The following is a 9,142-nucleotide window of genomic DNA, read 5'->3' on the forward strand; positions in this document are numbered from 1 at the left end:
GCCCCGACACGGCGGCGTCGCCGGTCGGCCCGGCCGGACGGGCGCAGCCGCATGACGGGCCGAACCCGCGCTAGAATCGGCTAACACTGTTAGCTACACCTGTGGTCGACGATGTTGGCCTTAGGTGACATCACTACGCCCGAAGGGGGTCTACCATGGCCGACACGTCCAAGATCTATTATCGCGAGCCCGGCCGGTTCACCCGGCATGTCGTCAACAACCTGATCGCGGGCTTCACCCGAGCCGGTATCAGCATCTGGGGCAGCCGCGTCCTGGAGGTGCGGGGACGCAGCAGCGGGCAGCCCCGCCGGGTCCCGGTCAACCTGCTCGACCATGAGGGCAGGCAGTACCTGGTCGCGCCGCGGGGCGAGACCCAGTGGGTACGCAACCTGCGCGCCGCCGACGGCAGCCTCGACCTCCTGCTCGGGCGCCGCCGGGAGCACCGGACCGCCCATGAGCTCGCGGACGCGGACAAAGCGCCGGTCCTGCGTGCCTATCTCCGCCGCTGGAAGGCCGAGGTGGGGGTGTTCTTCGACGGTGTCAGCGCGGATTCGACCGATGAGGATGTCGCCCGCATCGCGCCGAGGCATCCGGTGTTCATCCTCGACCCGCTCGCATGACGCAGTCCGTTCTCTCCCCAGGCGCTGGTCCCTCCTCAAGTGCTGGCCTCTCCTCAAGTGCCCCGCCGCGGCCGCGTGCGCTCAGCCCCCGCGCCACGGAGATCATCAGCGCGGGCAGGCGGCTGCTCGAGGCGGAAGGAGCCGGCGCCCTGACCATGCGCCGGCTGGGCGCCGAGCTCGGCATCCAGGCGCCCTCCCTCTACAAGCACCTGCCGGGCAAGCACGCCGTCGAACTGGCCCTGGTCGACGAGGCACTGGCCGAGATCGGCCAGGCCCTGCACCAGGCGGTGTGCCACCCCGGGCCGGCGGGCGGCATCGCGGGCACCCTGGCCGCCTACCGTGAGTACGCGCTCGCCCACCCGAATCTGTACCGTCTGGCCACCAGCTCCCGCCTGCCCCGTGGCTCGACAACACCCGGCCTGGAGGAATGGTCCGGTGAACCGTTCTTCCTGGCGACCGGCGACCCGCAGGTCGCGCAGGCCATGTTCGCCTTCGCCCACGGCATGGTCATCCTCGAGCTGGACCAGCGCTTCCCCGGCAACAGCGACCTGCAACGGACCTGGGAGGCGGGCGCGGACGCCTTCACGTCCGCATCGGCGTCCGCGCGCGGGTCACGACCCGCCACCCGCGCCGCCGCGCACTCCCCCGGGCCTGCGCCCGGACCCATGCCCGAACTCGAGACCCCGCTGATACTCGAGACCCGCTGACGGGGACCGGCGGAGGCCCGCCCCGCCCGCATCCCCTCGGAGCACTCTGAGGAGCTGGGCCGCCAGAACTTCCAGGACCGGGTTCCGGAGGCGCGTCCGAGCGTGAAAAAACGTGATCGCGCTACCTCCGGCCGTCCAGCGGGTACCCCTGGTCTACCGGGCAGCAGCCCGCGGGCGCACAGGGGGCCGACATGCACGGGACTGACGCGCACTGGACCGATGTGCACGAGACCGACGTGATCGTGATCGGCGCCGGCCCGGCGGGGGAGAACGCCGCGGGCCGATGCGCGGACAACGGGCTCACCGTCTCGATCGTGGAGCGCGAGCTGGTCGGCGGGGAATGCTCGTACTGGGGTTGTATCCCGAGCAAGACGCTGCTGCGCCCGGGCGATGTGCTCGCCGCGGCCAGGCGTGTTCCCGGCGCGTCCCAGGCGGTCACCGGCACCGTCGACGCCGCCGCGGCCTTTGCGTGGCGTGACTACATGACCGCTGACTGGAATGACAGCGGCCAGGTGCCCTGGCTGGACAGCAAGAAGATCACACTGTTCCGCGGGGCCGGCCGGCTGGCCGGGGCCCGGACGGTCGAGGTCACCGGCAACGACGGGGCCAGGCGGCTGACCGCGAGACGGGCCGTGGTCCTCGCGACCGGGACGGTCGCGGTCATCCCGCCGGTCGACGGCCTGCGCGACGCGCGCCCGTGGAACAACCGGAGCGCCACCGCCGCGACCCACGTGCCGCGCCGGCTGCTGGTGGTCGGTGGCGGCGCGACCGGGGTGGAGATGGCGCAGGCGTTCCATCGCCTCGGGTGTTCACGGGTGACCATCGTCGAGGCCGGTGAGCGGCTGCTCGCGCGGGAGGAAGCGTTCGCCGGGGAGGAACTGCGCGCGGCTTTCCAGGCCGCGGGCATAGAAGTGATCACCGGTGTGCCGCTGGCGTCCGCACGCAGGCGGGACGGCGGCTCGACGGTGGTGGCGACGCTGGCCGACGGCGCCCGGATCGGCGCCGAGGAGATTCTCGTCGCCGTCGGTCGCCGACCGGCAACCGCGGATCTGGGCCTGGACGCGGTCGGGCTGCCCGCCGGCCGGTTCGTCGACGTCGACGGGTGGATGCGGGCCACCGGGGTGGACGGGGGCTGGCTCTACGCCGTCGGCGACTGCAACGGCCGGACGTTGCTGACGCACATGGGCAAGTACCAGGGCAGGCTCGCCGCCGACGTCATCCTCGGCCGCGACGTCCCGGCCGCCACGGACGTGGTACCGCGGGTGATCTTCACCGATCCCCAGGTCTGCGCGGTGGGCCTGACCGAACGGCAGGCCCGGGACGCCGGCCTGCCGATACGGACCGTCACCTACAGCACAGACGACGTGGCCGGCTCCCAGGTACGCGGCCGCGCCAACATCGCACCCACCGGAACCAACGGGACCAACGGGACCGGCGAGAGCGGCAGGGCCGGCAGGACCGCCGGAGCCGCCGGAGCCGCCGCGTCCGCCGCGTCCGCCGCGTCCGGTGGGGCCAGCAGGGCCGCCGTGACCCGTGTGACCACCAGGACCAGCAAACTGGTCATCGATTCCGAACGATCGGTGGTCGTCGGAGCGACGTTCATCGGCCCGGACGTCCAGGAGCTGCTGCACGCCGCGACCGTCGCCATCGTCGGCGAGGTACCCCTGAACCGCCTGTGGCACGCGGTCCCCTCATTCCCCACCGTCAGCGAAATCTGGCTCCGCCTCCTCGAGATATACGGCCTGTAGCCCGGCATCCGCCCGTCGCCCATCGAATCGATCCGGCGGACCGCGGCATCCCGATGAACATCCCGGGCGAATCCGACGAGTCCGTGAACACGGTATAAAGTCTTCTTTCCGGGAGACTTCGTCCCCGGTCATGGAGCACGACGGGGGAGCTCTGGATGAAGGTCCGGTCCGGCGGTCGCGGAACGCGCGCGAGCCGTCGGGAACGCTCGGCCTCTCGGCCGGTCGGCCGATGAAAGCCATACTCGCCCTCGTCGGGATCGACCCGGCGCACGCCACCGTGTTCGTCGACCGGGCCCGGTACACCTGCGCCGCCCTGTTCATGGCGCTCTACTACGTCTATGCGACGGCCGGCTGCACGTTCTTCCTGATGATCGCAACCGGAGGTGGGCTCTTCCCGGGGGTGATCGTCGGCCTGCTGTTCGCGGCGGCCGTGGTGGTCTATGACAGGTTCCTGTTGTCCCAGGTAAGCATCAACTTCTCCGATCTCTACAAGGATGACGCGCAGCTTCCCGGTCTCTACAAGAAGAACGCGCAACCGCGCGACTGGTCGAAGAGGCGCAGCTATGCGGTCAGAATCGTGATAACCCTGCTCATTGCGATCGTCGTGACCGACCCATTGGTCCTGAAGATGTTCGACGCTGAGATCACGGCAGAACTCGGCCGGCGGCACGCCGACCGGACGGGTGTACTCAACGCCGCGGTCGAGAAAAACAGAGTGGATCGTCTCACCGCACTCGACGATGAGATCGCGAGTGACCAGAAGCAGCTCGAGGCCGCCAATAAGGCCGTCGAGGAGGCACTCGCCGCGGTCACGAACGAGCGCGAGGGCCGGGGAGCCACCGGCCGGACCGGGAACGGCCCCGTGTTCACTCTTCTCAACAGCAACTACACAAACGCGGTCATCCGGCAGAATGAGGCCGCGAACACCCTTGCCAGCGTACTGTCGGACAAACCGGAGAAAATTGGGCAGATCAACGGTGAAGCTACCCGGCAGGCAGCCGAGAACAGCAGTCGGCCACCGCCACCCGCAGGTGTTCTCGACCACCAGGATGCATTGCTGACCGTGCTTCGCCACAATCTGCATGCATTTCTGGTCTGCATATTGATCTCTCTGCTGCTCGTAGCTCTCGATCTCGCGGTGCTGTTCATCAAAATGGCCGGCCACAACAGCGCCTACGAAATCTCCGTCGCCGCCGCGAGCCGTTCTCGGCTGCGTGTCATGCTCGCCTCGTCCAAGGCCGACGAGGAGGTTGCCCTCATGGAGGTCCGGCTACGGGCCGAACAGGCGAAACGGGATCTGCGCCATCACTACGGAACAATCGGGGCAAACATGGCCGGAGGGGAGCTGAAAGGAACGGTATACACCTCCGAAAACATCTCGCCGGGGCTGGGCGACCTGCTCGAGTCACTCTCCCGCCCCATGGCCGCCGCGGTGGGAGGACAGGGCACGCGGATTACTTACGACGGGCCGATAATGTTCGGCTCCTGGGAGAAGACGTTCTACTTCGCACCGCCCGCGGGAAACACCTTCGAGGAGGTCAGGGGCCGGGCCCGGAGCGTTCTCGACGCGATCGCGGCCAACCTCACGGCGGGGACGACAGCCATGCCCATGGAGGACATCGATGCCACGGCCTTCCGGACCTTCTTCACCGCCACCCGTGACCTGGGGTCGATCTCGCTCGTGATCGGCCCGCTGGTCACGGCCCGGGTCGGGGACGAGCTTCGGGGCACGATCCTCAGCGCCGAGGAACTGCTGGACGCCGACAACGCCTATCCCCCACGTGAGGCAGCGACAATAGTCGCCCGGATACGAGAGCGGGATCCGGCCCGGGATCCGGGCCGGGACCTGTCGGAATGGATGCGGGCGGCCCGCTCGGCTGCCGACGGGCGCTCGGACACGCGGCGGACGGCACGCCCGCCCTCCGACTTTCTCCCTGATATTCCAGAAATTCCCGCCCCGCGGGACGATGAAGGGGAAGACGACGAATGGCCATGACGGGCGGCCCGGATCACTGTTCACGCCACTTCTGAAGCAGGCCGGCAGCCGTCCGCGTCCACGGATGGTCATGGCCGAGAACTTCCTGGCAGCGCGCAAGCGTCTTCTCGGCAGCCATCCGGGCCGGTATACGATCGTCGAGGGCGTACAGATCCATCGCCGTGTTGATGGCAGATACGAGCGTGTCAGGATGACGGTCGCCGAGAAGCAGGCGCCGACGCTCCCAGACATATTCGTTCAGCCGTAACGACTCCCGATGATTGTCGAGCAGATAATGGCATCCGGCAAGGTTCGCCGCGCTGGAAAGAGTGTCCGGGCGGTCATCACCGAGAACCCGCCGCCGGCGTTCCCAGGTGTCCAGAGCCAACGTGTACGCCTCGTCGAGACGGCCCAGAGCACGCAGATCCATGACAAGACTGTTGGCCGACGCCAGGATGTCGGGATGATCGGTCGAAAGAATCCGTTGCCGACGGCTCGAGATATCCTTGTCCAGCTCGTAGGCCTTTTGATGATAATCCTTCTTCAGGACGAAGAGAGCACGGGCCAGGTGATGGCCCGCAGCCAGGGTGTCGAGGTGGTCGGGGCCGAGTACCGGTAGCCAGCGGCTGCGGGCCCGGTCAGCGAGGTCATGGCTCTCGCCGTACCGCCCCCGTGCGTAGTGGTAGCGGCAGACATCGAGAAGAAGAGCACGGAATTCGGCCGGTTCGCCGGTCGCCGCGGCAAACCGGCCGGCAACGGCCAGGACGTGGGATGCCATGCGAGAGACCAGGGACTCGTATGCGGGCCAGTTGGCCGGCTCACCGGGATCGCCACGACTCTCGGTTCCCAGCCGGCGGAGCTCGTCGACGCCCGGACCGCTGCCAGGAGCCGCGTATGGCTCCGTCCACGCCTGGTCGGGACAGGTGGCCGGTTTCGCGGACAGCACGCCCGGAAACGTCGAAGAGATATCATTTCCGGTCATGCCCCCAGCCCCGGCCAGGGCGATATCCGCGCTGTTCGACAGCACCAGCCCGAGCCCCGGAGCTTCCTTCTCGTCCATGCGGGATACCCGCTCCGGGAGCGGTATCGGGCCGGTCGGTCTCATACGGCCTGCCGTAGCCTGTTTCCGGATCGGTAATGTGGGCGGGCTGTCCGGTCTTCTTCGCCCGGCCAGTGCGTCCCGTAGCCCGTCGAGCAGCCGGGTCCGTGCCTCCCGTTCATCAGCCGGTCCCGACAGATCCGTCAGGTCGATCCGCCCACGTGTCCCCAAAATCCCGAGGCTGCCCGGACCACAGGTTTCGATCATGATCGGGAGCAGTCGCCGAGCATCCCCTTTCAGGTCCGATTCCCGCATCACCTGCCACTGCGCGCCACCGTCGGCCGACTCGAGATAGGCCGGTGTCACCACCGCCAGCAGCCGGCTCGCTCTGCGCAGGCCCTCCTGTTCCAGAGCGGACCAGACAGTCCCCGGGACGGACTCCCATGCCTTGATCAGAATCCGGTACCCGGTCTCCTCCAACGTCCAGGCGATCCACTCCGCCCATTCATGATCCGCATCGGCATACGAGACGAAGAAGTCCCAGCCGCCCTCAGCGGCACCCCCGTCGGTCATGTGCCCAGCATCCCACCGACAACGGATGGGAAGTGTAGGTGGTTCCCGTCGTCATGACAGCGCTTTCCACCTACGGCTTCCGCATCTGTAGGTGGAAAGCGCTGTCATGGAAGCGGTTTCCACCTACGCCTTCCGCTAATCTGAAGCAGATGTCACTGTCACCAGCGGAGTTCTACGCGACGCTCCCGCGCTCGATCGCCGGGGCCAGCGCTCTTTTCCATGATCCCGATGACCGGGTCCTACTCGTCCAGCCGTCCTACCGCACCGACTCCTGGCTGCTGCCCGGCGGCCACATGGAGGAGGGAGAATATCCCTGGGAGACCGCGCGGCGAGAAATCAAGGAAGAGCTGGGGCTGGACCTGCGGCCTGGACGGCTGTTGGCGATCGACTGGGTACCGCCCCAGGCCGACGGACGGCCGGCGCTGGCCAACTTCGTCTTCGACGGCGGGCTGCTCACCGCCGACGACGCCGAACAGCACCTGCGTCTCCAGGCCGACGAGCTGACCGCGTGGCGGCTGTGCACCCCCTCGGAGCGTGACCAGCTCCTTGCGCCGTACATCGCCTGGCGTGTCCACGCCTGCGTCGACGCCCTGCGCACCGGCCAGACCGCCTACCTCCAGCACGGCCGGCCCCCAGCGGCCGCACCCGGCTGACCGGCCGCGCCCGGCTGCGCGACCGCACCTGCGCACCCGGGTGACCGGCCCGACAGGCGCCAGCCAGCCCACACCCCCACGGTGGCCGTCTCGCCTCATTTTGACCTCGACGGCCACCCACATCGTCCTGATTCGACGTTCCTGGACAGAGGCCGCGAGGCTGGCGGCAGCCCGGAGGAGCGAGGCTGCTGCCCTGCGGAACACCATTCCGTTGGGGATGGGATAAACCGTGGCCCCGTGAACGGGGCAGCGATGCTGTTCTCACCCCCGTTGCCCCGCCTTTTCCACGTCGTGGCTCCGCTCGCCGGCGCTGCCGTCCCCGCCGGTCGGCGACGTTGTCGCACCTGCGGGGACGGCCATCTACGGAGGATCTGTAGCCGCGTACGGCGGTGTGGTGCACCGTCGCCGCAATGATCCTTTCGTGGCAGCGTACGAGCTATGGCGCATGAGCGGTGTGTCCCGGACGCCGGTGGTCATCATCACCCCGACGGTGACCACCCTGACGATGCTCGCCCTGGCGGCCCTTGTTCTCACGACGCTCACCATTCACATGACGTCGGTGGTCACCGTCCACGTGACGATGGTGACGAGGGCGCGACGGTGCGCACACGTGACGTGCGTTGGCGGCAGCGGTTGGCTCACCGGCTGGTGCCGCACTCCCACGATTCGGCGAACCGGGTGGATTCGGAGGTGGAAACATCTGCCGAGGGGATCCGCGCGCTGTGGATATCGCTGGCCGTGCTCGGGGCGACCGCTGCTCTTCAGATGGTCATCGTCATGCTGTCCGGATCGGTGGCGCTGCTCGGGGACACCGTCCACAACGCGGCGGACGCGCTGACCACGCTGCCCATCGGTGTCGCGTTCGTCCTCGGCCGACGACCGCCTACCCGCCGCTACACCTACGGTTACGGCCGTGCCGAGGACCTGGCCGGCCTCGCCGTTCTCGCGACGATCGCCGCGTCCGCGGGCTTCACCGCCTACGAAGCCGTCGACCGGCTGCTGCATCCCCGTGTGGTCACCCATCTGCCGGCGGTAGCCGCGGCCGGGCTGGCCGGGTTCGCCGGCAACGAGCTGGTGGCTCGACACCGGATCCGCACTGGCCGGCGGATCGGGTCGGCGGCGCTGGTCGCGGACGGGCTGCACGCCCGCACCGACGGGTTCGCCTCGCTGGCCGTGCTGCTGGGCGCCGCCGGCGTGGCCGTGGGCTGGGACACCGCCGACCCGGTCATCGGCCTGGTCATCACCGCCACGATCCTCGCCGTGCTCCGTGACGCCACCGGCGAGGTCTACCGACGCCTGATGGACGCCGTCGACCCGGATCTGACCGACGCGGCCGAGGCCGCGCTGCGGGCCGTTCCGGGCGTCAGCGCCGTCGGCCGGCTCCGGCTGCGCTGGATCGGCCACCGGCTGCATGCCGAGGCCGACATCGTCGTCCCCGGGGAGCTCACCGTCGTCGACGCGCACGCGATCGCCATGGCCGCCGAGCACGCCCTCATCCACACCGTGCCGCGGCTGACCACCGCGACCGTCCATACCGACCACCCGGCAGCACACGAACCAGCGACGCATGACACGCGTGACGCTGACCACCGGTGTGCACCGTTCACCCGGTATGACGCTGCCGTGCCGCGGCTGACCACCGCGACCGTCCACACCGACCACCCGGCAGCACACGAACCAGCGGACACGGGATTCGACAGCGCACGGCTCGGCGACGTATGACCCGCACGACACGCGTGACGCTGACCACCGGTGTGCACCGTTTCGTCCGCCATGGCGTTCTCGCGCACCCCGCACCGGTGACACCAGCCGGTGAGACGCCCGCTC

At 68.8% G+C, this 9,142-nt stretch carries 7 protein-coding genes; 6 read left to right on the top strand and 1 reads right to left on the bottom strand.

All coding sequences use genetic code 11. The annotated features are described in order from the left end of the window. The first annotated feature begins 155 nt into the window (after window positions 1–155). The 4 genes from NBW84_RS15740 (at window position 156) to NBW84_RS15755 (ending at window position 5,071) form a co-directional block, all read left to right on the top strand. Window positions 156–620 (top strand): nitroreductase family deazaflavin-dependent oxidoreductase, encoded by a 465-nt coding sequence (locus NBW84_RS15740; RefSeq protein ID WP_250285500.1) that lies wholly within the window; start codon window positions 156–158, stop codon window positions 618–620. Next, entirely contained in the window at window positions 617–1,327 is a 711-nt protein-coding gene (locus NBW84_RS15745) for a TetR/AcrR family transcriptional regulator (protein ID WP_250285501.1), read from the top strand. Before NBW84_RS15740 ends, NBW84_RS15745 begins: the two co-directional genes overlap by 4 nt. A gap of 191 nt (window positions 1,328–1,518) precedes the next feature. After that, window positions 1,519–3,075: a dihydrolipoyl dehydrogenase family protein gene (locus NBW84_RS15750; protein ID WP_250285502.1), complete on the top strand. Its 1,557-nt coding sequence runs from the start codon at window positions 1,519–1,521 to the stop codon at window positions 3,073–3,075. 229 nt (window positions 3,076–3,304) lie between these two features. Then, entirely contained in the window at window positions 3,305–5,071 is a 1,767-nt protein-coding gene (locus NBW84_RS15755) for a DUF4407 domain-containing protein (protein WP_250285503.1), read from the top strand. A 13-nt stretch (window positions 5,072–5,084) separates the two neighbouring features. Here the strand turns inward: NBW84_RS15755 and NBW84_RS15760 are convergent, their stop codons facing one another. Beyond that, window positions 5,085–6,662 carry a TIR domain-containing protein gene (locus tag NBW84_RS15760; protein ID WP_250285504.1) on the bottom strand — a complete coding sequence of 526 codons (1,578 nt, stop codon included), beginning with the start codon at window positions 6,660–6,662 and terminating at the stop codon, window positions 5,085–5,087. Window positions 6,663–6,811: 149 nt separating this feature from the next. Between NBW84_RS15760 and NBW84_RS15765 the strand changes: the two genes are divergently transcribed. Beyond that, window positions 6,812–7,315 carry an NUDIX domain-containing protein gene (locus NBW84_RS15765; RefSeq protein ID WP_250285505.1) on the top strand — a complete coding sequence of 168 codons (504 nt, stop codon included), beginning with the start codon at window positions 6,812–6,814 and terminating at the stop codon, window positions 7,313–7,315. 438 nt (window positions 7,316–7,753) lie between these two features. Continuing rightward, the gene (locus NBW84_RS15770) at window positions 7,754–9,037 is read left to right on the top strand and encodes a cation diffusion facilitator family transporter (protein WP_445548174.1); all 1,284 of its coding nucleotides are present in this window, start codon (window positions 7,754–7,756) and stop codon (window positions 9,035–9,037) included. The last annotated feature ends 105 nt before the right edge of the window (window positions 9,038–9,142 follow it).

It is taken from the genome of Protofrankia sp. CiP1_Cm_nod2 (genome assembly GCF_920664355.1).
Lineage (GTDB): Bacteria > Actinomycetota > Actinomycetes > Frankiales > Frankiaceae > Protofrankia.

Bases quoted from the DNA above. Each gene is read 5' to 3' on its own strand.
- NBW84_RS15765 (WP_250285505.1), top strand. From the start codon at position 6,812: ATGTCACTGTCACCAGCGGAGTTCTACGCGACGCTCCCGCGCTCGATC.
- NBW84_RS15745 (WP_250285501.1), top strand. From the start codon at position 617: ATGACGCAGTCCGTTCTCTCCCCAGGCGCTGGTCCCTCCTCAAGTGCT.
- NBW84_RS15750 (WP_250285502.1), top strand. From the start codon at position 1,519: ATGCACGGGACTGACGCGCACTGGACCGATGTGCACGAGACCGACGTG.
- NBW84_RS15760 (WP_250285504.1), bottom strand. From the start codon at position 6,662: ATGACCGACGGGGGTGCCGCTGAGGGCGGCTGGGACTTCTTCGTCTCG.
- NBW84_RS15770 (WP_445548174.1), top strand. From the start codon at position 7,754: ATGGCGCATGAGCGGTGTGTCCCGGACGCCGGTGGTCATCATCACCCC.
- NBW84_RS15740 (WP_250285500.1), top strand. From the start codon at position 156: ATGGCCGACACGTCCAAGATCTATTATCGCGAGCCCGGCCGGTTCACC.
- NBW84_RS15755 (WP_250285503.1), top strand. From the start codon at position 3,305: ATGAAAGCCATACTCGCCCTCGTCGGGATCGACCCGGCGCACGCCACC.